The 22,508-nt window shown below is 64.4% G+C and carries 24 protein-coding genes and 2 pseudogenes; 15 read left to right on the forward strand and 11 right to left on the reverse strand.

The window, feature by feature from the left end; all coding sequences use genetic code 11:
• Positions 1–11: 11 nt before the first annotated feature.
• From deoC (E3T40_RS13545) to deoD, 3 genes are read right to left on the reverse strand one after another with little or no spacing between them, the layout of a single operon-like run.
• Positions 12–716 (reverse strand): deoxyribose-phosphate aldolase, encoded by a 705-nt coding sequence (gene deoC, locus E3T40_RS13545; protein WP_104171457.1) that lies wholly within the window; start codon positions 714–716, stop codon positions 12–14.
• A gap of 9 nt (positions 717–725) precedes the next feature.
• Complete coding sequence (locus E3T40_RS13550) at positions 726–2,132, reverse strand: MFS transporter (RefSeq protein ID WP_104171456.1); 1,407 nt, start codon at positions 2,130–2,132, stop codon at positions 726–728.
• The gene (gene deoD, locus E3T40_RS13555) at positions 2,132–2,896 is read right to left on the reverse strand and encodes a purine-nucleoside phosphorylase (RefSeq protein ID WP_255453823.1); all 765 of its coding nucleotides are present in this window, start codon (positions 2,894–2,896) and stop codon (positions 2,132–2,134) included. The genes E3T40_RS13550 and deoD overlap by 1 nt, the downstream gene beginning before the upstream one ends.
• Positions 2,897–2,982: 86 nt before the next feature.
• Here deoD and E3T40_RS13560 point away from each other — a divergent pair, with 86 nt between their 5' ends.
• Positions 2,983–3,774, forward strand: coding sequence for a GntR family transcriptional regulator (locus tag E3T40_RS13560; protein ID WP_134544163.1), 792 nt, complete (start codon positions 2,983–2,985; stop codon positions 3,772–3,774).
• Positions 3,775–3,938: 164 nt separating this feature from the next.
• Here E3T40_RS13560 and deoC (E3T40_RS13565) read toward each other — a convergent pair whose 3' ends face one another.
• The 3 genes from deoC (E3T40_RS13565) to E3T40_RS13570 all read right to left on the reverse strand — a co-directional run bounded on the left by deoC (E3T40_RS13565) (position 3,939) and on the right by E3T40_RS13570 (position 5,484).
• Positions 3,939–4,478 carry a deoxyribose-phosphate aldolase gene (deoC, locus tag E3T40_RS13565; protein WP_134544165.1) on the reverse strand — a complete coding sequence of 180 codons (540 nt, stop codon included), beginning with the start codon at positions 4,476–4,478 and terminating at the stop codon, positions 3,939–3,941.
• A 409-nt stretch (positions 4,479–4,887) separates the two neighbouring features.
• Positions 4,888–5,043, reverse strand: a complete 156-nt coding sequence (locus E3T40_RS16420) for a hypothetical protein (RefSeq protein WP_166786643.1) — start codon at positions 5,041–5,043, stop codon at positions 4,888–4,890.
• Positions 5,044–5,103: 60 nt separating this feature from the next.
• Positions 5,104–5,484 (reverse strand): hypothetical protein, encoded by a 381-nt coding sequence (locus E3T40_RS13570; RefSeq protein WP_134544168.1) that lies wholly within the window; start codon positions 5,482–5,484, stop codon positions 5,104–5,106.
• Positions 5,485–5,665: 181 nt separating this feature from the next.
• Here E3T40_RS13570 and E3T40_RS13575 point away from each other — a divergent pair.
• Positions 5,666–7,060 (forward strand): annotated as a pseudogene (locus E3T40_RS13575) (IS1380 family transposase).
• 144 nt (positions 7,061–7,204) lie between these two features.
• On the opposite strand, the gene E3T40_RS13580 reads toward E3T40_RS13575, so the two are convergent.
• The gene (locus E3T40_RS13580; RefSeq protein ID WP_104171452.1) at positions 7,205–7,636 is read right to left on the reverse strand and encodes an Lrp/AsnC family transcriptional regulator; all 432 of its coding nucleotides are present in this window, start codon (positions 7,634–7,636) and stop codon (positions 7,205–7,207) included.
• Positions 7,637–7,774: 138 nt separating this feature from the next.
• On the opposite strand from E3T40_RS13580, the gene E3T40_RS13585 reads away from it, so the two are divergent.
• The 6 genes from E3T40_RS13585 (at position 7,775) to arcC (ending at position 12,968) form a co-directional block, all read left to right on the forward strand.
• Positions 7,775–7,921: a hypothetical protein gene (locus tag E3T40_RS13585; protein ID WP_134544171.1), complete on the forward strand. Its 147-nt coding sequence runs from the start codon at positions 7,775–7,777 to the stop codon at positions 7,919–7,921.
• Between the two features lie 45 nt (positions 7,922–7,966).
• On the forward strand, positions 7,967–8,104 hold the full coding sequence (locus E3T40_RS16425; RefSeq protein ID WP_158251977.1) for a hypothetical protein: 138 nt from the start codon (positions 7,967–7,969) through the stop codon (positions 8,102–8,104).
• Between the two features lie 252 nt (positions 8,105–8,356).
• Positions 8,357–9,775 carry an amino acid permease gene (locus tag E3T40_RS13590; RefSeq protein WP_134544174.1) on the forward strand — a complete coding sequence of 473 codons (1,419 nt, stop codon included), beginning with the start codon at positions 8,357–8,359 and terminating at the stop codon, positions 9,773–9,775.
• Positions 9,776–9,808: 33 nt separating this feature from the next.
• Entirely contained in the window at positions 9,809–11,038 is a 1,230-nt protein-coding gene (locus tag E3T40_RS13595; RefSeq protein ID WP_104171450.1) for an arginine deiminase, read from the forward strand.
• The gene (gene argF, locus E3T40_RS13600; protein ID WP_104171449.1) at positions 11,035–12,036 is read left to right on the forward strand and encodes an ornithine carbamoyltransferase; all 1,002 of its coding nucleotides are present in this window, start codon (positions 11,035–11,037) and stop codon (positions 12,034–12,036) included. Before E3T40_RS13595 ends, argF begins: the two co-directional genes overlap by 4 nt.
• The gene (gene arcC / locus E3T40_RS13605; protein WP_104171448.1) at positions 12,036–12,968 is read left to right on the forward strand and encodes a carbamate kinase; all 933 of its coding nucleotides are present in this window, start codon (positions 12,036–12,038) and stop codon (positions 12,966–12,968) included. The genes argF and arcC overlap by 1 nt, the downstream gene beginning before the upstream one ends.
• Before the next feature lie 208 nt (positions 12,969–13,176).
• Here arcC and E3T40_RS13610 read toward each other — a convergent pair whose 3' ends face one another.
• The gene (locus E3T40_RS13610) at positions 13,177–13,404 is read right to left on the reverse strand and encodes an antibiotic biosynthesis monooxygenase (RefSeq protein ID WP_134544177.1); all 228 of its coding nucleotides are present in this window, start codon (positions 13,402–13,404) and stop codon (positions 13,177–13,179) included.
• A 122-nt stretch (positions 13,405–13,526) separates the two neighbouring features.
• Between E3T40_RS13610 and E3T40_RS13615 the strand changes: the two are divergent.
• The 4 genes and pseudogenes from E3T40_RS13615 to E3T40_RS13630 form a co-directional block, all read left to right on the forward strand.
• Positions 13,527–14,000: pseudogene (locus E3T40_RS13615) on the forward strand (transposase); the annotation flags it as partial.
• An 862-nt stretch (positions 14,001–14,862) separates the two neighbouring features.
• Positions 14,863–15,084: a DUF6290 family protein gene (locus tag E3T40_RS13620; RefSeq protein WP_104171445.1), complete on the forward strand. Its 222-nt coding sequence runs from the start codon at positions 14,863–14,865 to the stop codon at positions 15,082–15,084.
• Positions 15,081–15,347, forward strand: a complete 267-nt coding sequence (locus tag E3T40_RS13625) for a type II toxin-antitoxin system RelE/ParE family toxin (RefSeq protein ID WP_255408675.1) — start codon at positions 15,081–15,083, stop codon at positions 15,345–15,347. The genes E3T40_RS13620 and E3T40_RS13625 overlap by 4 nt, the downstream gene beginning before the upstream one ends.
• Positions 15,348–15,576: 229 nt before the next feature.
• Positions 15,577–15,921 (forward strand): nucleotidyltransferase domain-containing protein, encoded by a 345-nt coding sequence (locus tag E3T40_RS13630; RefSeq protein ID WP_255408676.1) that lies wholly within the window; start codon positions 15,577–15,579, stop codon positions 15,919–15,921.
• A 48-nt stretch (positions 15,922–15,969) separates the two neighbouring features.
• Here the strand turns inward: E3T40_RS13630 and E3T40_RS13635 are convergent, their stop codons facing one another.
• Positions 15,970–18,027, reverse strand: coding sequence for a nuclease-related domain-containing DEAD/DEAH box helicase (locus E3T40_RS13635; RefSeq protein WP_241981788.1), 2,058 nt, complete (start codon positions 18,025–18,027; stop codon positions 15,970–15,972).
• 215 nt (positions 18,028–18,242) lie between these two features.
• Here E3T40_RS13635 and E3T40_RS13640 point away from each other — a divergent pair, with 215 nt between their 5' ends.
• The 3 genes from E3T40_RS13640 (at position 18,243) to E3T40_RS13650 (ending at position 20,684) form a co-directional block, all read left to right on the forward strand.
• The gene (locus E3T40_RS13640; protein ID WP_134544182.1) at positions 18,243–19,037 is read left to right on the forward strand and encodes a hypothetical protein; all 795 of its coding nucleotides are present in this window, start codon (positions 18,243–18,245) and stop codon (positions 19,035–19,037) included.
• 90 nt (positions 19,038–19,127) lie between these two features.
• Entirely contained in the window at positions 19,128–19,544 is a 417-nt protein-coding gene (locus tag E3T40_RS13645) for a hypothetical protein (protein WP_134544184.1), read from the forward strand.
• Between the two features lie 48 nt (positions 19,545–19,592).
• Positions 19,593–20,684 carry an ABC transporter permease gene (locus E3T40_RS13650; protein ID WP_370287928.1) on the forward strand — a complete coding sequence of 364 codons (1,092 nt, stop codon included), beginning with the start codon at positions 19,593–19,595 and terminating at the stop codon, positions 20,682–20,684.
• Between the two features lie 110 nt (positions 20,685–20,794).
• On the opposite strand, the gene E3T40_RS13655 is transcribed toward E3T40_RS13650, so the two are convergent.
• Complete coding sequence (locus E3T40_RS13655) at positions 20,795–21,514, reverse strand: triacylglycerol lipase (protein WP_174843672.1); 720 nt, start codon at positions 21,512–21,514, stop codon at positions 20,795–20,797.
• Positions 21,511–22,338, reverse strand: coding sequence for an alpha/beta fold hydrolase (locus E3T40_RS13660; protein WP_166786644.1), 828 nt, complete (start codon positions 22,336–22,338; stop codon positions 21,511–21,513). Before E3T40_RS13660 ends, E3T40_RS13655 begins: the two co-directional genes overlap by 4 nt.
• Between the last annotated feature and the right edge of the window lie 170 nt (positions 22,339–22,508).

A 22,508-nucleotide genomic window follows, 5' to 3' on the forward strand; every position in this document is an offset into this window, starting at 1 on the left:
CCAGCCGACGGTTAGTAGCTGCCGGCAGGTTCGGTCGAAGACGCGCCGGAGAGCAGCGCGGCGCTGCCGGAGACGCCGAGGCGGGTTGCGCCGGCTTCGATCATGGCCAGGGCATCGTCGAAGCTGCGCACACCGCCCGAGGCCTTCACCTGGGCACGGTCGCCGACGGTCTGCTTCATCAGGCGCACCGCGTGCACGGTCGCTCCGCCGGCGGGGTGGAAGCCGGTGGAGGTCTTGACGAAGTCTGCTCCCGCGGCGACGGATGCCTGGCAGGCGCCGACGATCTCGGCGTCCGTCAGCGCAGCGGATTCGATGATCACCTTGAGCACCGTCGGTGCCGGGACGCTGGCCCGCACGGCCGCAATGTCGGCCTGCACCTCGGCGAACCGACCGGCCTTGACGGCACCGATGTCGATGACCATGTCGACCTCGTCGGCTCCTTGCTCGATGGCGAGGGCGGCCTCGGCGGCCTTGATGGCGCTGTGGTGCTTGCCGCTGGGGAAGCCGCACACGACCGCGATCTTGAGGTCGGCACCGGCGGGGATGCGAAGCGGCAGCATCGACGGGGAGACGCAGATCGAGTAGGTGCCGAGCTCAATGGCCTCGGCGATGAGTGCGGTCACGTCTGCTGCGGTGGCCTCGGGCTTCAGGAGGGTGTGGTCGATGTGCTGGGCGACCATGGCGGCGCTGAGGGGGACGGTGGGGGTCGAAATCATGGTGTGTCCTTAGTTGGTGACGGGTGCGGGTTCGGGTTCGCCTTGGCGCTCCAGGACCACGACGAAGGCGCGGTAGAGCACCAGGCCGAGGGCGGCGACCGCCGCGAGAATCAGTAACACCGTTCCGTAAGAGGCCGCCTGGTCGGTGCCGGCGATGCCCCCGAGCAGGTTGGGCTTCAGGTCCATCAGGGTTGCGGTGTAGGCGATGCCGATCGGCACTGCCATGTTGATGGTGAGGTTGTAGAAGCCGATGGCGATACCGGATTTCTCGACCGGCACCCGCCCAATGGCGGTCGATACGAGTGGGCCGTACATCAACGCGAAGCCCATGCCGAACAAGACCATCGAGATCACGAAGATCCCGATCCACTTGTCCACCACCAGAGCCGGGATCAGCATCGAGGCGGTGATCACGATCAACGCCGCGGTGATGGCCTGCTTGGATGTGAGGAACCGGGCGATTTTGCCGGTGGCCGAGCCGACGATCACAGCGGCGATGTAGCCGGGGATCAGCAGCAGGGAGACCTCACCCAGGTTGTAGCCGTAGATGTCGGATACCAGGAATGGGAAGAGGAACGTGTAGCCGAGCTGGACCGAGTAGATGACGAATACCACGATGATCATCAGCGAGTATTGAGCGTTGGCGAAGAACGCGATGGTGATCACGGCGTTGTCGTTGGTTCGGATGTGCCAGATGAACAGGATCAGCCCCGCGACGACTGGCACCAGGTACCAGGGGTTGAAGTTCTGCATGAACAGGATGATGCCGGTGGCGAACACCGCGATCAGGAAAAGCCCGAGCACGTCCACGTGGCTGTCGTTCGTTTCCTCCGCAGCAACCGTGCGGAGCACGAGCGGGATGGTCAGCAGGGAAAGCAACGTGACCAGGAAGAAGGTCGCCCAGCCGATGTAGGTGGCGATGAAGCCGCTGCCGACGGTGCCGATCAGTAGCGACAGTTGGAAGGCTGCGGTGCTGAAGCCCAGATACTTCTTCTGCTCGTCGCCCCTGAAGTGCTTGGTGACGTAGATCACGTAGAGGGTCTCGGCGGCCGCCAGACCGGCGGTCTGGATCAGCCGGCCGACCAGGACCAGCCAGAAGTTGGCCTGGAAGATGAAGCCGACGATCGACCCGATCGTCATCACGAGGATCGCGAAAATGATGAGTTTCCGGATGCTGATCGAGTCGGCCAGCGCGGCGTACACCACGGCGCCGATACCGATCAGGATGCCGGTCAGCGTGGCTTGCAGGCTGACAGTGTTGACGGGCAGGTTGAGATCCAGCGCCAGCGCCGGTGACATGAACTTGAAGCCATTGTCCAGCACCAGCGAAAACACGAAGAGGAACAGCAGGATGGGGACGGCCCGGGTCGGGTTGAAGACCGGAGTTGGACGCGTGGCGCGAGTCGCGGTGCTCATCAGATCAGTTCCAGCGCGATCTCGATCATTCCGGTGAAGGCGGTCTGCCGTTCCTCGGGGGTGGTCTTGGCGTTGGTGACGAGTTGGTCGCTAACAGTGAAGATGCCAAGCGCATCGACGCCCCCGGCCGCGGCGTTGGCGAACAGACCTGCCGACTCCATCTCGGCGGCCAAGATGCCCATCTTCATCCACTTCCCCATGGCGTCCGGATCGGCGCCGTAGAACAGGTCGGACGAGAGCACATTGCCCACGTGGGTGCGTTGACCGCGCTCGTCGGCGATCCGTTTGGCGTGCTCGAGCAGCCTGTACGACGACAGCGGCGCCCATGAACCGGGCAGGTTGAACTGGTGCAGGTAGTTGGAGTCGGTCGACGCGCCCTGGGCGATAACTACGTCGTAGAGCTCCATGTTCTTCTGCATGGCGCCGCAGGTGCCCACCCGGATCAGGTTCTTGACCCCGAAAAAGTGGATCAGCTCATAGCTATAGAGCGAGATGGAAGGGATGCCCATACCCGTGCCCATTACGGACACGGGACGCCCCCGGTAAGTGCCCGTAAAACCCAACATGTTACGAACCTCGTTGAAGCATCGGATGTCGTCGAAGTAGGTCTCGGCGATGAATTTCGCTCGCAGCGGGTCCCCCGGAAGGAGGATCGTCTCGGCGATGTCCACCCCCTTCGGATCGATGTGCGGCGTGCTGCTCGTGGGGGGATACAGACCCTTCATCGTTGACGGTGATCCGACCCTCGTGGTGGTTGAACTCATGTTGACCCCTTCGTCTAAATAGTATGAAGTTATACCTCTCAGGTAGCATATCAAATGTGATACGTTCGGGGTGACAAGGAGGTCTCGTGACGACCCGTTTGGAACCGCACCCGTTCTTTCACCAGCAGCTCCAACTCGCCGTCGGCCAGCCGATTCGAGTCGCCGTCTACACGCGGCTCGCAGATGGAATCCGCTCTGGCGTGTTCCGGCTCGGCGAAATGCTGCCGAGGGAAACAGAGCTCTCGGCAATGCTCGGCGTCAGCCGCACACCCGTACGCGAGGCGCTGATGCTCCTCGAAGAAGACGGGTTACTGGTCACCCGTCGCGGAGTTGGACGATTCGTAACGGACTTCATCCCGCACGGCGGACTGGAGCAGCTGCGGCCATTTGAGATCGCCCTAGCCGACCCGAACATGACGTTGACTGTCCAGCCGGTGCGCTTCGAGTTGGAAGGGGTTACAGACTTCGTGTCCCACCGACTCTCGCTCGACCCGGCTGCCAACGCCTGGATCCGCGAGAGCGTCTTGCTGCAGGATGGCGTTCCCGTCGCCACTGTTCAAGAGCATCTCCCCGCTGGGCGCTACCTCAGTGATGTGAGCGCGCGAATCGCATCCGAACTCTCGGAGATCGCCGCCGAACCACGGACACTCCTCGCATCCATGCAGGCCAACGGCCACGTCTTCACAAACAGCGTGTGCCAGATCGTCGCAACCGACGCTGGCCCCACGCGAGCGAAACTGCTGAACATAGGGCCGTCAGCGGCGGTCCTCATCCTCACCCAGACAGCGGAGCACGGCGGAGTTCCGATCTACGCCGCAAAATGTGTCGTCGCGCCCGGCCACGGGTCACTGTCGGTAAGGCAACATAACCCGAACTAGGGGTGCTTTTCGGCGGGGGTCAGGCTGAATGTGGGCGACCCGGTCGGCGGCCCCGTCGGCCCGTTGTCGAGCGCATGCAGTGCGGACGCGCGCGGAACGATGCGACGGTTCTAGGCGAGCAGACCTGTCCGCCCAATCGAGTTCGGCGAGGCCGGCACGGACGCCTAGTAGGTGCTGGTCGGGACGGCGCGCGTGCTGCCGCTGAGCAGTGCGGCGCTGCCGGAGACGCCGAGGCGACTCGCGCCCGCGGCGATCATGGCGCGGGCAACGTCGAAGCTGCGCACGCCGCCCGATGCCTTCACCTGGGCTCGGTCGCCCACGGTCTGCTTCATCAGGCGCACGGCGTGCTCGGTCGCCCCGCCGGCGGGGTGGAAGCCGGTGGAGGTCTTCACGAAGTCGGCGCCCGCGGCTACGGCGGCCTGGCACACGGCGACGATCTCGGCATCCGTCAACGCTGCAGATTCGATGATGACCTTGAGCACCTTCGGCGCCGGGATGCTGGAGCGCACGGCGGCGATGTCGGCCTGCACGTCGTCGAAGCGGCCGGCCTCGGCCGAACCGATGTCGATGACCATGTCGATCTCGTCGGCGCCCTGCTCGATGGCGAGCGCGGCCTCGGCGGCTTTGGCGGTGGCCTCGGGCGTGAGCAGGGTGTGGTCGATCTGGCGGGCGACGCTTCTGGCGTCGGGGGCGAGAATGGTCATGAGGTGCATCTTTCGTTGGTGAGGGGTTTGGAGGTGCCCGGCGGCGTGCCGGGGTGGCCGGCGAGGGTGGCGTGCGCAGCGTTGATGACCGCGTGAGGTGGATGCCGCGGCGACGCAGCACCTCGGGGCCGCTACCCGACTCGCCGAATTCCTCGATCGACACCACGTGTCCGTCCAGTCCGACCCAGCGGTACCTGGCGTCGCCGCGGCCCGCCTCGACGGCCACGCGATCGCTGGAAGCCGAGTGTTAGCTGCGATCGCCCGGTGGCAGGATAGGACCACCAAACTTATCGATTGCCGATTCTGGATGCTGAACCGCGCTGTGCCGCGTCGGGTTCCGTTCTACCTCGACGACGTCGAGAGTCGCGACGAGCCTCGCCAACGCGGAAAGGGTCGGTGCCGGTCCTTGTTACTTCTGGTCCTTCAGAACGGCCACGCCGAGGTCATGAACGCTCTGGTCCGTCGCGGCGGCCCAGGACTGGAGCGTTCCAGCGATCGCGAGGATGCTGCCCTCCAAGATCGTCAATCCGTCGTACCGGCCGTGCAGTGCGGCAACCGCTTCCAATGCTCGCCCTTTTCGCGCCAGCGCGATTATGTCTGTCCCCGTGGCACGGGAACGGCTCGATCAATCAGGGATCCGCGTACGAGCATGCAGCTTGGTGAGGCTGGCATCACGATGCCACGAATCGAGCAGGCCGAGGCTCACCCCGATGACAGGAGCGACCGATGGTTCGCCAGTCTCCTTCGGCTCCGGGGCGATGCCACGAATCACGGCCTCAGTACTCTGCACGTCGCCCGAGCTGATTGCTTCCGACGCCGACAGGAGCACGGTCAACGTATTCGACCTGGTCACGCCGATCGGCGTGAATCGTTCCAGGTTTGTTCGCTCAACCGCGCGTGCGAGTGCCGCGTTCAAGGCAGCCATGTCGAAACTCGACGGATCATTGACATCTATGCCATCTTCCGCCAAGAGCGGTGCCATCTCCTGAAGAAGGTCATTGGCCATACCTGGCCGGTGGACCATGCCGGCTGCGCCGAATGCGCTTCGGAAGTTGGGGTCGTCTAAGCCTGAATCCACCGATCGGACTTGGGATCTAGCGGCGCGTTAAACAGAGAATGCCCTTCTTATCAGGGAAAATTGTACTTACCACAGAACAATTCAACTGATCCAGAAGGACATCTCGTAGATGCAAGTTTTGCACACCACCCGCGCCGTGTCGCACGTCTTCGATGACTCCAACCTCGTGTCTTCTGCGGGTTTGGTCCCGGCGATGAAACTGGCCGAGAGAGCGGGCCTGCGACGGCTGGCCGACAAATGGTTGAGCGTCCCCACGGACAAGGGCGCGAACGCCGGCCTGAAGATCGCGTCCCTGGTTGCCGGGATGGTGGCCGGTGCGGATGCCATTGACGACATGGCCGTGTTGCGTCACGGCGGAATGCGCAAGCTCTTCGCCCACCTCTACGCACCGTCGACGCTCGGGTCGTTCCTGCGCGCGTTCACGTTCGGCCATGTGCGCCAGCTTGATGCCGTCGCGTCCCGGTTCCTGATCAACCTCGCTGCCCTGAGCCCGCTGATCAGCCCGGAACCTGACGACTATGTGTTCCTGGACGTGGACGACACCATCATCGAGGTCCACGGGCACCAGAAACAAGGCGCCAGCTTCGGCTACTCCGGGGTCCACGGGCTCAACGCGATCCTCGCCACACTGAAATCGGTCACCGGCGCGCCGATCCTTCTCGCCCAGCGTCTGCGCCGGGGTGCCTGCTCGTCCCCGCACGGCGCGACCCGGCTGATCCGGGACGCCCTCGCCACTCTCCGCCGCCTGCCTGGGATGACCGCCGCCCGGATCCTGTTCCGCGCCGATTCCGCGTTCTACACTTTCGTGGCCATCCACGCCGCTATGGCTGGCGGCGCGGACGTCTCTGTCACTGCCTGCCTCGATTCCGCCGTCAGGAAGCGCATCGCGGCCATCCCGGCGACCGGGTGGACGCCGATCAAGTAAACCCATGCGATCTTCGACGAGGACGACCGAACCTGGATCTCCGACGCTGAAGTCGCCGAGATTCCCTACACTGCATTCACCTCACGGAAGAAGTCGGACCACATCAGCGGCCGCCTCGTCGTGCGCCGCATCCCGGAACTGAACAAGCACAAACTCGCCGGCCAGGCCACGCTCTTCGACCTGCACCGCTTCCACGCGTTCTTCACCACCAGCACACTGGACACGGTCACCGCGGATAAAACCCACCGCGCCCATGCGGCCATCGAGCTCGTGAATTCCGACCTGAAGAGCTGCGCCCTGGCCCACATGCCCTCCGGTGTATTCGCCGCCAACGCAGCCTGGCTGGTCCTGGCCGTCATCGCCTTCAACCTCACTCGCGCCACCGCGGTGACCGCCGGCACCGGTCTGGCCCGGGCCACGACCGCGACCCTCCGCCGGAAACTGATCAACATCCCCGCGAGGATCGCCGCGTCAGCCCGGCGCATCACACTGCACCTGCCCGAGAACTGGCCCTGGGAAACCGGCTGGGCCCACCTCTTCGACCACGCCTTCGCACCACCGAGCCCAACCCCGACCTGACCCGCCCGCCCCGACCCGGCACGACCTGGAAGCCGAGTGGAACAACGCGAGCAGCGAGGCTCAGCGCACAACCACGCCCCAGCACGCCGCCGCAACTCAAATCAGAAAACGACTCCCAACCTCAGCCGGTCGGTGGAATGAGGCTTAGGACAGCGTCGAACTGAGCAGCAGACTCGTTTCGCTGTTAACGACGCCCTCGACGGAGCGAATTTGGCCGAGTAGCCGGTCGAAGTTGCTCAGCGTGTCGGTTCGGATCTCGGCCACCAGGTCCCAGCCGCCGTTCGTGGTGTGTAGTGCCCGGACTTCGGGAAAGCCGCGAAGTTGGCTGATCGCCCGATCTGTTGAGCGCCCCTCGACCTCGATGAGCGCGATCGCCCGGATCGAGTCGGGATCCCGCTCTTCGCGAACCCGGACGGAGAATCCGAGGACGGTGCCCGTGTCCAGCAGCCGCTGCAGCCGGATGTTCACCGTTGCCCTCGTGACTCCGAGGTCATGGGCGAGCGTGGTGACGGGGGTTCGCCCGTCCGCCCGCAGCGCGCCGATTAGGCGGCGATCGAGGTCATCGAGCGTATGCATAATTCACACTGTACAGCCAGGGTAACCATCTTGAAAGATTAATGGAACATATTGGCTCGTTCTGCTCGTTACGCGTGCACATTGCCCGGTCATAGGCTGATTACAGAAAACAAAAAGAAGGTTGTCGTGGTGCGTTTTATGAACGTAAAGAACATCACCGCCCGGCCGTTCGGCTTCGACATCGTCGTGGTAGCGAGCGTGCGGGACGCGGTGGCGGGCGCCGACATCATCACGACCTTCACTACTGATAAGACCCAGGCGGCGGGGCGCACGCACTACGACTAGATCGCCATCTTCGACTCGGTCGATTTTGCCATCGAAGACTTTTCGGTGCTGCGCTACCTGCGCGATTCGGCCGCCGGCGCCTCATTCTTCGTCGAACTCGATCTGATCGCCGGTCCCTTCGATCCCAAGAACCTCTTCGGTCTGGTCGCTGACGTTATTGTCTCGATTTCTGCTCGGCCGTAAGCGCTGGCTCTTTGGGGCGGTGATCGGGGTGCCGTCAATGTTAAGTTCAACCACTGCGTTTCTTAAAACCTGATCAGGCATTGCCCTGCGTCGGTTTCTGACACGCTCCACCGAAATGCACGGCAGATTTCAAGAACATCCGTTTCAAGAACATCCGTGAACTCGCCACTTAGTTCCCTCGGCCGCTAAGCCCGGAAACCTTTCGACCTGACGATCGGATGTCAAATATCCGTATCAACGCCGGAGGTCATCATGGTCCAACCAAGGTCCGAGGTCGGGTCTGTCCCGACCGAGCCCGAGGGGCGCACAACCGAGCGCGCCCTGTCCCTGCCTCAGTCGACTGCACTGATTATGGGCAGTATCATCGGTGTCGGCATCTTCTCGCTGCCCTACGCATTAGCGTCGTATGGCCCGATCAGCCTGGTCGCCATGGGCCTCGCCACCGTCGGGGCGGTCGCGCTTGCGCTGATGTTCGCGGTGATGTCGCGACGCCTGCCGGCTGCCGGCGGACCGTATGCCTATGCACGCTCAGGGTTCGGCAACGCGGCCGGGTTCGTTAACGCCTGGTCCTACTGGATCACGGCATGGGCGGGCAATGCGGCGATCGTCGTCGGCTGGGTGTACTACGTCGAGCACTTCCTAAACAAGGACGGCGCGGTCGGCTGGTCCATCCTGATCGCCCTCGTCGGGTTGTGGATCCCGGCCGTGATCAACCTGACTGGCGTGCGCGTGATGGGTTCGGTCCAAGTCTGGACGACGGTGCTGAAGTTCATCCCGCTGGCCATCATGGCGACCGTCGGGTTGTTCTTCATCAAGGCGGGGAACTTTACGCCGTGGAACCTCAGCGGTGACAGCAGCCTGTCGGCGATCGGTGGAGCGATGGCGATCGCACTGTTTAGCTATTTGGGCGTCGAGACCGCGGCCGTTGCCGCGGCGAAGGTCCGCGATCCCGAACGGAATGTCCCGAAGGCGACCATCTACGGCACGCTCGCTAGCGCCATCGTCTACCTGCTGTCGATGGTTGCCGTGTTCGGCATCGTGCCCGCCTCGCAGTTGGCTATGGACGTGAACAAGGCGTCCTACTCCGTCGCGGCCAACTCGATCGTCGGCGGCGGTTCCTGGGCCGGGGACTTGGTGGCGTTGGCCGTCATCGTCTCCGGTATCGGCGCGCTGAACGGCTGGACAATGATCTGCGCGGAGATGCCGTTGGCTGCCGCGAAGGACGGGCTGTTCCCGGCGCGGTTCGGGAGCCTGTCGCGGCGCCGGGTTCCGGCCTTCGGGATCATCGCGTCCACCGCGCTGGCGTCGGTCGCCGTGGTGATCAGCTATCTGGGAACCAGCGGCTCAACGGTGTTTACCACCCTGGTCCTGATGACCGGGATCACGGCTGCCGTGCCCTACGCATTCTCCGCCTTGGTCCAGATCAAGTGGCGTTGGCGGGACAGCCACCCAGTCCACACGTCGAGGTTCGCTTTCGATGTGTCGGTGGCGGTCGTGGCGCTGATCTTCTCGGTCGCCTTCATCTACTACTCCAGGAACACCAGCGACTTGTGGTACGTCGTCTGGGGCCCGTTCCTGATGGCCGGCGGCGCGTTCGTCGTCGGGATCCCGGTCTACCTTGCGCAGCGGCACCGGATGACTAAGCCGGCCCCCGTGCCCGAGTACCGCTGAGCATTTACACCATCAATATAGTAAGGAATAGCCATGCCATTTCGTGTTGAATCCGAGGTAGGAGTGCTGCGCCAGGTGATCGTCCACCGGCCGGGTCTCGAGCTCAGCCGGCTGACCCCGGACAACGTCGACGACCTGCTCTTCGACGACGTCATGTGGGCCGATCGGGCTAGGGAAGAGCACGACGCGTTCGTCGGCCAGCTCAGAGAGCGCAACGTGACGGTGCACTACTTCCGCGAACTGCTCGCCGCGGCGCTGGACGCGCCGGGTGCCCGGGAGTTCCTGCAGAAGTGTCTGACCACGGCCATCCGGTTTGGGCCCGCGCTGGACAAGCCGCTGGAGCGGATCGTCGACCAAACGTCGTCGGAGGTGCTTTCCGAGCTCCTGATCGGGGGCGTGCTCAAGAGTGACGTCATGCCGATGCTGCACACGCCCAGCCTTCTGATGGAGTCCCTCGGCATCGACGACTTCCTGCTGCGGCCCCTGCCGAACCACCTGTTCCAGCGCGATAACTCGTCCTGGATCTACGGCGCCCTGAGCATCAACCCGATGGCCAAGCAGGCCCGCAAACGCGAGACCATCAACTCCCGCCTGATCTACAAGTTCCACCCGATGTTCCGCGACGCCGGGCTGGAGATCGTCTACGGCGACGATTTCCTGCCCCACGAGCCCGCTACCGTCGAGGGCGGCGACGTGCTCGTGATCGGTAATGGGGTGCTGATGATCGGGATGGGCGAGCGGACCTCGCCCCAGGGGGTCGAGACACTGGCCCGACTGCTCTTCCAAGGCGGCCATGTCCGCCAGGTGATCGTCGTCGAGCTGCCGAAGGAGCGGGCGTTCATGCACCTGGACACCGCCATGACAATGGTCGACAGCGACGCGTTCTCCGTTTATCCGTACCTGCCCGAGACGCTGCGCGCGTTCATGCTCACCCCGGTGGGGTCCGGCGGCGACTACGACATTACGGAGCACACGGACCTGTTTCCTCTCGTGGCCGAGGCCCTCGGCGTCGACAAGGTCCGGGTCCTGCGCACCCCAATCGATCGCGCGGGTGCGCAGCGAGAGCAGTGGAACGATGGGAACAACTTCCTCGCCGTTTCCCCCGGCGTCGTGCTGGGTTATGAGCGGAACACGACCGCCAATCGATACCTCGCCGACGAGGGCATCGAAGTCGTACCCGTCGTGGGATCCGAGCTCGGCCGCGGGCGCGGCGGTCCGCGATGTCTGTCCTGTCCAATCGAAAGAGATGCGGTGATCCTGTGAGCTTTAACCTGCACAACCGGAGTTTCCTTAAGGAAGTCGACTTCACCCCGAAGGAGTGGAAGTTCCTCCTCGGGCTGGCCGCGGACCTCAAGGCAGCCAAATACGCCGGCACTGAGCTGCCGCGGCTAACCGGGAAGAACATCGCCCTCATCTTCGAGAAGACCTCCACCCGGACCCGCTGCGCCATGGAGGTCGCCGCGCACGACCAGGGCGCCCACGTGACCTACCTCGATCCGAGCGGGTCACAGATGGGGCACAAGGAGTCCGTTAAGGACACCGCGCGGGTGCTGGGCGGGATGTTCGACGCCATCGAGTATCGCGGCTCGGCGCAGACCAACGTCGAGACGCTGGCCGCGTCGTCGGGTGTGCCGGTGTGGAACGGGTTGACGGACGAGTGGCATCCCACCCAGGCGCTGTGCGACATGCTCACGATGCGCGAGCACTCCACCAAGAACGACCACGAGATCGCCTTCGCGTACCTCGGAGACGCGCACAACAACGTCGCGAACTCGCTGCTGGTGGCAGGGGCGCTGATGGGCATGGACGTGCGCATCGTGGCCCCCCGCCAGCTGTGGAACACCGACGATGTGATCGCGGCCGCCCAGACGATCGCCGAGAGCACGGGCGCGCGGCTGACCCACACTGAGGACGTCGCCGAGGGCGTGGCCGGGGTCGACTTCATCTACACCGACATCTGGGTCTCCATGGGCGAGCCCAAGGAAACTTGGGACGAACGCATCGCCGCCCTGCTTCCCTACCAGGTCACCGCGGACGTCTTGGCTAAGACCAGCAACCCCGACGTCAAGTTCATGCACTGCCTGCCGGCGTTCCACGACCGGAACACGGCCGTCGGGGAACAGTTGTTCAAGCAGACCGGCCTCGGCGAGCTTGAGGTCACGGACGAGGTGTTCGAGTCGTCCAGCTCCATCGTGTTCGCTCAGGCCGAGAACCGGATGCACTCGATCAAGGCGATCATGGTCGCCACCCTGGGTTCCTGATGCGCCTCGTGGTCGCTCTCGGCGGCAACGCGCTCCAGGAGCGCGGCGCCCCGATGACGGTGCAAAACCAACGTGCCAACGTCGCCAAGGCGTGCGCCGCGCTGGCGCCAATCGCCCAGGAGCATCAGCTGGTGATCTCCCACGGCAACGGGCCGCAGGTCGGGCTGCTCGCGCTCCAGGCGGCCGCCTACGACCACACGTCCGAGTACCCTTTCGACGTCCTGGGCGCCCAGACCGAGGGAATGATCGGGTACATGATCGAACAAGAACTCGGCAACCGACTCCCGTTCGAAAAGTCGATCGCGACGATCCTGACAATGACCGAGGTGGACCCGGCAGACCCGGCGTTCACGGACCCGACGAAGTTTGTCGGGCCGGTGTACGACGCCGACGAGGCGCGTCGCCTGGCGGTGCTGCGGGGGTGGGTTATCAAACCCGACGGCGACCACTGGCGTCGGGTGGTGCCCTCGCCCATGCCGCAGCGGATCTTCGAGCTGAGCACGATCAAAACGCTGGTGGCGGCCGACACGGTGGTGATCTGCGCCGGCGGCGGTGGCATACCCACCATGTACCAGCCCGGCTCCCGCAAACTCATCGGCGTCGACGCCGTGATCGACAAGGACCGGGCCAGCGCGGTGCTGGCCCGGGACCTCAAGGCCGACTCCCTAGTGATCGCCACCGACGCGGACGCCGTCTACACCGGCTGGGGGACGCCAGAACAGCGCGCCATCATGCTCGTCCACCCGGACACGCTCGCGGGCTTCGACTTCCCGGCGGGCTCGATGGGACCCAAGGTTGAGGCGGCGATCGACTTCGCCCGCAACACCGGTCGCGACGCCTTCATCGGATCCCTGACAGAGTTGCCGGCGCTCCTGGACGGAACCGCGGGTACCCGGGTTTCCGTGACAGCTAACGGCGTGGCCTACCGCTGACCCCGCCACGGTCCCACGACGCCGGTCCACGGCGGCTGACGGGGACGACAGAAACCTGCCCGGGCCGACTCAACGGTCCGGGCAGGTGCGCGTATACGGCAGGTTGGGCAGCGCGGCCTTCTCTCGCAACCAGGTCATGACAGGAGGAACGACCTCGACAATAAAGTTGGCGATCGGAGTCAAAACGCGAATCAGTTCGCCGATTTTCTCAACCAGCAACGTGCGTGGCCCGACGTTGAAGTCCTCGCGTGTGAGCTTTCACGGAATCCCAATCCGCAAGAAGAACATATAAGTTCGGCGATCCCATTGATCTTGACAAGGATAAGGAACGAAACCCGGGCTGGCCGCCAATCAGAGGACGCGCTTGCTTGAACGCGACCTCGAACTCGACCTTGGAACCGGCCAGCACCGGAACAAATGCATGCTCAAGGATCATGCCCTCGGCCTCTCAGACCTGCTCCGGAGCCAAATCGGCGGGAGGTCAGTGGGTCCCGCTCAGCCTCGATACCGTTCAGTTAAGCATTCTCGTGTTACGTAGTGGAAAAGACGAACCTCCGGCCACGGCATCTGGAGACCCTCGCTGACGGCTCTTGGCTGGCGACGATCATCCCGACCTCTGGCCCTGGGCGGCAATCGACACCACCGTTGACCGTGCGGGTCGTGGACTTCACGATCGACGATGGACGCGACAACCCTGACGCCTACCGGCTGCTGACCACGATCCTTAATCCGGCCGAAGCCTCAGCGGAAGAACTCGCGGCCGTGTACTCCGAACGGTGGGAGATCGAGTCCGTGTACGACGAGTTGAAAACTCACCAACGCGGGCCGCGCATGGTGATGCGGTCTAAATCTCCTGACCTGGTCAAGCAGGAAATCTGGGGCCACCTCTGTTGCCACTACGCGATCCGCACCCTCATGGTTGGGGCCGCCCAACACGCTCGCCGCGACCCCGACCGGGTCTCTTTCGTTGCCGCACTCCGCATCGCCCGCCGCTCTGTCGCTCAGGGCGCTTTTTCCCCCTCCGCAGCCTGACCACGCCAAAGCGGTCTGGCGCCACGCCATCCTCGCCCTCGTCCGGCGCCTGAACCCCGCGCGACGGCGGCGATCAAACCCTTTCGTCATCAAACGCAAGTCTCGAAGTGGCCCGCCAAACGCTTCCACCACACGCACTGGCCACAACCCCTCCACGAGCCAGAAATCACCACTCAAACACTTAACTGAACGGTATTGAGGCTAAGGGGGTAGACATGCTCCAAGCCTAAGCGCGGTTCTCTGCGTCGGGAAGCAAGGCGGGCATCCGCCCGGATCACGCTGCAAACTTGCAATGACAACTCGCTTTTCTCGACTACGTCGACTACCACTGAACCAAGATGACCACAATGCACAACCCTCCGCACCCGAGCTTGCTTGTGGGAACGTGCGCGGAGCTCTGGCTGGGATTGCAGACTGCGTTCGATTTGTGGAATGAAAAGCAAAAGCCGCGGCCGGAAGTTCTTTCGCTTACGGGTTAGGCGCGTGGCGAGCCGGCACGCGACCGTCCAGGGGCCTGAAGCCAGCCCTTTGGCCGATCCGTTGGCATCGATGTCGGTGAAAAGTTGACAAATGCGCAATCGGCTAGGCCATGCTTTCGCTATTGGAAACTGAAAACCGCAGGCACACCACCGAGCTGTTCGTCGCCGAGCCACTAACTCCGCTCAGGCCTCCCGTGAGAACTGCGGGCGACGGTCAGAGTGCGCCAGGGCAACGCCGGGGGCGATGACGATGGACGGCGCCTGACGTACGTAACGCGGCAACGCCACTGTAACCACGCACCATCGCGGACAATCACACGTGCTGAACCGTCGAGACGGGCGTATCCTTTGCGTAAACATGTCTTACTTTGGAAGGTGGCAGTGTGACGATCTCAATCCGTCTCACCCCCGAGGAAGAGGAGCGGCTGGAGGAGCTGTCCAGACGCACGGGGCGTTCGAAGAGCTTCTACGTTCGAGCTGCCCTCCGCGAGCATCTGACCGATCTGGAGGACGCTTTTGCGGCCGACGAATCGCTGAACGCTTTTGAAGCCGCAGGCCGCCGCTCCCGGCCGCTCTCGGCGCTGAAAGCCGAGTCTGAGCTGTGATCGCCCGGTGGCGCGTTGAGACCACCGAGCAGTTCGATTGCCAATTCAGGAAGCTGGACCGCGCTGTGCAGCGACGAGTCCTGTTATACCTCGAGGACGTCGAACGTCTCGACGATCCTCGCCAACGCGGGAAGGGTCTGACCGCAAACCACTCCGGCGTGTGGCGATACCGAGTAGGGGACTACCGCGTCCTCGTTCAGATCATGGACGACACTCTGGTCATCCTGGCCGTGAACGTCGACCACCGCAAAAACGCATACTGAACCAACCGTGGGCGGGGTTCGGGATTGCATCAAATTTGTCTGCGGTGATTCAAAAAAGCGCAGGGCGTGTCTGCGATCAACTCGTTCGCACGGCCTCCAGCTATAGTCTCGGCATGAGTGCGTCCACCCGGATTCTTGAGGCTCGTGCACGGGCCAATCTCTCGCAGAGCCAGCTGGCCCTTCGTGCCGGAGTTCCGCAGCCCAACCGCTCCGCCTACGAGGTGTTCGGGTGCAGCTGCGGCCGGAAACCCTCGCTCGCATCCTGGCTGCCGCCGTTGAGCGGCCGTCTCTCGTGCTGGCGCGCGAGCGGCGCCGCGTGCTCGAACTGGCCGGCCACCGCGGTGCCGGCGCCGTGCGAGTCTTCGGCAGCATCGCCCAGGGCACGGATGCCGCCGGCAGCGACATCGACCTTCTCGTCACCTTCGCCCCCGACGCTTCCCTTCTCGATGCGGCCGGGCTCGTGCTCGGCTATCGGGTGCGGGTGGGTGACTACCGGATCATCTACACCATTCGCAACGACATCCTCGTGGTGGTCGTGGTCACCGTCGGCCATCGTCGGGACGTGTATGAGTAACGCGTGATCACTTTCCGCGGCTGCCGGTGCAGCTGGGGATTGGGTAGGTCACGCAGACGATCCCTGCGCCGCGATGCAGCCGACCCACACTTCGTCGCGAGCTCGGGTGATGCCCACGAACAGTTCGCGGCGGTCGCGCTCGTCGCGTTCGATCTGCGAATCGGTCCACCCCGCTCCAGTGACGCCCGGGAACATCAGGCGTTCGGTGATCCAGGGCAGCAGCACCTGCTTGAACTCCAGCCCCTTGGCACGCTTGATCGTGCCGACCTTCACGGCATCCGTTCGGCCACCGTCGTAATCGGTGAGTTCGACCACGGGGATCCCCGCGGTGCGCAGCAGCATCACCGCGTCACGCACCTGCCAGGTGGTGAAGCAGAGCACACCCACGTCACCCCAGCCCACACTCACGCTCTGCGTGGCCCGGCGGATGTGCTGCACCAGTCTCCCGTCGTGCTCGGTTCGGGTGCGCGCCCGGGCGAAGAGGGGACGTTCGCCGTGCCTCGGCGAGGTGATCGCGGCGGTGCTGGCTGCGGTGCCTTCGATGTCGACGTAGCTGCCTCCGTCGACGACTCGGGCCGCCAGGGCAAGGATCTCGGCAGTGTTGCGGTAGTTCACGTCCATGATCACACCCCGGCCGGCGACGGAGAGACCTGCCTCGGCGAGCGTGTAACCGCCGGGGTAGATGGTCTGTTGGCCGTCTCCGATCAGGGTGAAGGCATCCGCGCCGTCACCGTCCACCACGGAGGCAAGCATGCGGATCATGGCGCACGACAGGTCCTGAGCCTCGTCGACGATGACGGCGGTGTACCCAACCATCGGTTTGGCGCGCAGAGCAGCTTCGGCGAGCAGGATCAGGTCGGCGAAGTCGTGCACCTCGCGAATGCGCAGAAGCGATTCGTAGCGCTGATAGAGCGCCCAGACCGAGCGGCGCTGGTCGAGGGTGAGGCGGCGGCGCCGCCCGATGCGGGCACAGTCGGCGTACTCGTCGAAGGTGGTGAGACCGCGGCCCTTGATCACGTGGTCGAGTTCCTCCCGCCAGTAACGGGAGTTCGTGTCGATTGTCGTGAGCGGGCCGCAGGTCTGCTTCCAGGCCTCGTCGAATGACTGATCGGCCAGCTTGCTGTTGACGCGCACGTCGATGCCGCGCTCGTCGAGCACCTTGCGGGCGAATTGGTGCACGCCGCTGAACTCCACGCGACCAGCGACATCCGGTGCCATGCGGCCGAGCAGGTTGCTCAGCACGTCGGGCAGCGTGCGCACGTACGTGGTCACGAGCACGCGGGCGTTCGCCTGCGACCGTGCCAGGTACGCGGCACGGTGCAGCCCTACGACGGTCTTGCCGGTGCCGGCAGCCCCACGGATGCGAGAGGGCCCGTTGAAACTGCGGCGCACCAACTTGGCCTGGTCCGGATGCAGGAACGTCATCCACTCCTCGATCGGAGGTGCCAGGAGTCCCTCGAGAATCGCGGCCTCGATGTCGCTCTCGCTCGGCAGATGGTCAAGATCGAGGGCCGGTTCCGGGCCGATGATCGGTTCGGGCAGGGTCACATCGACCGGGGCCGGCGCGCCGATCAAGGGGAAGTGCTTGATCGCGGCGGCCAACACCTGCTCGACGGCAGACGCGGTGAGACGCTGGCCGCGGCGGGCGATGTGGCGCACAATGTCGCCTTCGCCGACAATCTCGACCCCGCCGACCGATGCGTTGACGCCCGTGTGCCCGGCGAAGACGACCACGGGTCTCACCTCGCCCGGGGCCAGGCCGATCTCGGCCAGAGCCGCCTCCGTCTTCCACGCGAGGTCGGCCAGGCCGTTGAACTCGTCGGTGACGTCGGCTTGCCCGCGGAATACCCGGCCCGCCGCGATGATCGGGTCTTTCCAAGCCTTGGTGTCCACGATGAACAGGCCGCCCGGCCCGACGACGACCATGTCGACCTGAGCGCGACGGCTGCCGGGCCACTGACGATCGGGCAGGAAGTGGTAGCCAGCCGCGGCGAGGGGAGCGAGAACGTGGGCAATGCGCTTTTCGCTGTCTGCAGCAGCGAAGTAGTTGGCGGCCTTGGCCCGTGAGGAATCAGCGGCAAGCGCATGGGCCTCCGAGAGTGCCAATTGGCGCGTCGCCTCAGTCCATGCCGATCCGCCTGCTGACATCAGTCCCCCCAGAGCCTAGATACTCGCTGAGCTTATCGGCAGCCATTGGCGCGCAGGCGCGGATCAGGCGCGCACGGCGAAGACCGCCCGTTACTCAGCGCGCCGGGCCACGTTCAGATGAGCGTTACCTGAGTCCCAGGTGTATGTTACGTGCAACGATTCGGATGGGAGCTGTGACGATGCCGAAAGTGGGTGCAAGCGAACCGAGCAACACCGCCCTCTACGTCACGGGCGGTGTGCTCACTGTTGTCCTGGCCGCTCTGACGGTTCTGATCACAGTGCTTGCTCAGCAGCCTGTGGGTGTACCGGCCGAGATCGCGCTCACCGTCTGGATCCTCCTCGGACTATCAGCGCTCCTCGTCCTGCTCACGCTGGTGGCCTGGATTTCCCGAGTTATGGATGGCACGGCGAACCGTGGTGCGCTCAATCTTCCGAACGGCAGCATCAGCGCGGTGATTGCGCTCTTGCTTCTGCTCCTCTTCGCGTTTTCGTCGATCTACCTGTTCAGCCAGCTCAGCTCGCGCGAATCGCGGGGCGCGGAATCCACCGGAGTTTCGGAAAGCACACTCGCGGGCTTTCCCTCTGAACGCGTCATCAGCGTCAATGTTGCCGAGGCTGGCGCCGCCGACGGGACCGGGCGCACCTACGATGTGGTGCTGGCCCCGGCTTCTGGCGCAAGCACTGACTTCGCCGAGACGATCTTCGCCACACTGTCGACGGTCGTCATCGCAATCGTCGGATTCTACTTCGGGCAACGGGCCGCTACCTCGGGGGTTCAAGCCGTACAAGACCTTCAGACAAATGCCGAGCTGACTCGTTCGAAGATCGAACTAGAGCGGGAAATGCAGACGACACGGGAGCCAATTGCCGGAGCGGGAGCCAGCGTCGTAGAGCCGGGTTCCGGACCCGTTTCGGACGGCCTGGCCACAGAGCGAGCACCGGCGCCGCCGGAGGAACCAGGAGCTTGAATCGCATTTGAATGGGGTGGGATCGACATGACACATGACAGCATCCGCTTACCATCGGCCAGGGGGCCACACGCCTCAGCCCGGACGTTCTTGGCGCTCGTACTTGCTGGGTTTCTCCTCACGGGCGCCAGTTGCGCTCGGAGTGGCACGAGCAGCCTGGATGATCTGGGTCGCATTCTCGGCCGATCTGCAAACGAGACCGAAGTCATCGTAGGAGGCGATTCTGCTGCCGCGGAGAAGAATGCCGCCCGTTGGCTCGAGCAGATCAAGGCCTATGGTGACAGCGATGTGCGAGCCGCCTGCAACCTTGCCCTGGCGATGTCTGGCTCCGGAACACCGAAGACTCAGGCCGATCTCAAGCAGCTATTGCAACTTACCTCCGCCATCACGAATCCCACGGCTGAAGTGACAAACCTGCGGGACACGACGGCGTCTGCATTGATCGAGGATTACCAATCGGCCTCCCTGGCCGCGGCAATAGTGGCGTTCGACGAGACCCTCTGCTGACCAGACGTGCTTGGTCTGCTGAACGTCGACCAGGGGCTGTTTCCCAGCATGAGCGCACTGACAGCGCCGCTCGTGTTGGGCGGCACCGATTTCCAAACGATCGCCCCGATGATCCTCACCTTCTCCAAGAGCACCGGGTCGCGTGACCTCGCCGCGCTGCTCGCCGTGATCCTCGGCCTGGCGACCATCGTGCTGCTGGCAATGATGAACCGGGTCGAAAAGTCGGGGGTGTACTTCTCGGTGGCGAAGGTGGCGACCCCGCTGCAGAAGCAGAGAATCCCGAACCCAGTGGCGAACGCTGCCGTGCACGTGGCCGCCTACGCTCTCTTCGTCGTCTACGCGATGCCGGTGCTGCTGATCGTGCTGTTTTCCTTCGTGCACTCGAGTGCCATCGTCACGGGGAGCATCAGCTGGGATTCGTTCACGCTCGACAACTACGCCACGGTCTTCGGCACGCCTGCGGTGCTCCGACCCTTCGTGGTCAGCGTCGTCTACAGCGCGCTGGCGTCGGTGATCGTGGTCGGCGGGATGCTGTTCGTCTCACGGTTGCTGCAGAAACACCGCAACCCGTTGACCGCCACGCTGGAGTACCTCCTGCACATCCCCTGGATCCTGCCGACGATTCTCATCGCCCTCGCCCTCGTCATGACGTTCGACCGCCCAAACCTTATGGTCGGCGGCCAGGTGCTCACAGGAACGACGAGTCTCCTGTTGATCGCCTACGTGATCGTGAAGATCCCGTTCACCCTGCGGTTGCTCAAGGCGGCTTTCGCGTCGGTGCCGGAGTCGCTCGAGGATGCCGCCCGCATCCTCGGTGCCGGGTCGATGTTCACCCTTCGCACGGTTCTGGTTCCGCTGGTTCTCCCGACCGCGGCTGCGATCACGGCACTCAACTTCAACAGCCTGCTCGACGACTATGACGCCGCGGTGTTCCTGTATCACCCGCTCTACCAACCCCTCGGTGTTGCGATCAAGGCCAGCACGGAGGGGGAGAACAACCTCGACTCCATGTCGATCACGTTCGTCTACACCGTGCTGCTCATGATCATCATGGGGTTCACCATGTACCTGGTCTACGGGCGAGGAGGCTCGTCGACGAAGCGCCATACGCGCCGCGCGCGCACTGTCGCGGCGAAGTAATCGGGGCGGAGTCCTGCCTGCGCCTGAACATCAGCCCGAGCGGTCAGGCTCCGAGTGCAGCAGGGCAAGCGCCTTCCCCGCGTGACCGAAGGTCGATCTGCGACCCGGAGTCAGACTGCCGACTCCGCGGCATCCGTCACCGCGTCGAGCACGGCACGCACGGCCGCCGGGTCGCCGAGGATGCGGAAGTGCCCGCCGACCCTGAGCTGGATGTTGCGGGCGCCGACGAGTTCACTGCCCTCGGGGACATGCGGGTCGAACACCCCGTAGATAGACGTGATGCGGTCGTTGACCCGGTGGTCCAGACCGAGGTCGTGCAGGGCCACGTTGGCGGGAGCGAAGGCACGAATGCTCGGCACGACCCAGTAGCGCGCATAGCGGGAACCGCCGAAGGGAGCACTGATCGCGGTCATTCCGCTCACCCGGCGGCCCGGGTCATCCGTCGTCATGAGCAGTTTGCCGATCAGGCCGCCCTTGCTGTGCGCCACGATGACGACGCCGGTCAGGTTCTCCCGCTCGAGGTAGGCGGCCACGGTCGCGGCGGCATCCGCCAGAGAACGCCGGTTGCGGCCGAGCTTCGCCACCACGTGCACCGGATGCCCGTGGCCGTGCAGTATCTCAATCAACGGTCGCATGAACTGCCAGGATTCATACACCCCGGGGATGATCACGATCGGGGCTTTGGTACCGGAGCGGAAGTCCGTGGGCCGGGCGCGGGAGAGGAACGCACGGGTCTGGCCGGTCGCCGCATAGACATAGTCGAGCAGCCACCACCAGGCCTCGCGCAGATGGCGACTCAGCAGACGGGGGTTCAGGAGACGGCGAATCATTGTGCCGGGTGCGCGACCGACGGAAGCCGCAGGGCGTGCCCCTCGATGATGGCGGCGGTTTGCACGGCGGCACTGTGGTGCACCAGGTGGCGGTGCCCCGCGACCTCGAACACATGCCCGTCCGGCGCGGCGGCGGCCAGCGATGCACACCAAATGCTGCCCGAGACGGGGTCATTGGTGCCTCGGATCACGAGAATGGGGGAGCGCACCTCGCCAAGGGCCAGGTCGGTGCGGTAGCCGAGCATGGGGACGAGCTCGGTGGAGAACCAGCGCGGGCCGCACTCGAGGTAGTCACGGAACACGATCAGATTGCCCGATGGTGACTCCTTGGCCACATCCCGGGTCAGACCCAGCGCCTGTTGCACGGCTGTCGACCGGCGGGGATCGGTGACAGGGCCGATCAGAACCAGGTGGGAGACGGCATCGGGGCGTTGCCGGGCCACCTCGGTGACGAATTGGGCGCCCATCGAATGGCCGACCAGGACCGCCCGCGGCACCTCGAGTCGATCAAGTAGCCGGCCGAGCAGGGCGCCGTATTCTTCGACAGCGAGCGGCCGAACGGGCCGGCGGGTGCCGCCGAATCCGGGCAGATCGAGCGAATGGGTATGCCCGATGGCGGCCAGGCTCCTCTGTACCCGGCGGTAGTAGCGGTGCGACGCCCCGATGCCGTGGACCAGCAGGTAGGTCGGCGCGTCCGGCGAAGGCGAGGTGCTCTTCAGGGAGTGCACGGTGAATTGATGCCCATCAACCTCGATGCTGCGGCTACGGGCAGGAACAGCGGCTGCGCGCCGTCGTTCGACACGCGCTCGGTCGGTGCTCGTCACGGGGTTTCCTTCGGGTTCAGGTGCAAAAATCCTAGTCTCCGACAGTGTCGGGTGGCCTGGGCGCTCACGGGGGCTGAGACATCCGTCACTGATAAGACGGATGCGGGCCGAATTCGTCACGCCCGCGGCACCGATCGGTCGGGCGCGCCCCGCCTGGCGGCCTGCCCGGC

Origin of the sequence: Cryobacterium sp. TMT1-19, from assembly GCF_004403055.1 — a bacterium.
Classification (GTDB): domain Bacteria; phylum Actinomycetota; class Actinomycetes; order Actinomycetales; family Microbacteriaceae; genus Cryobacterium; species Cryobacterium sandaracinum.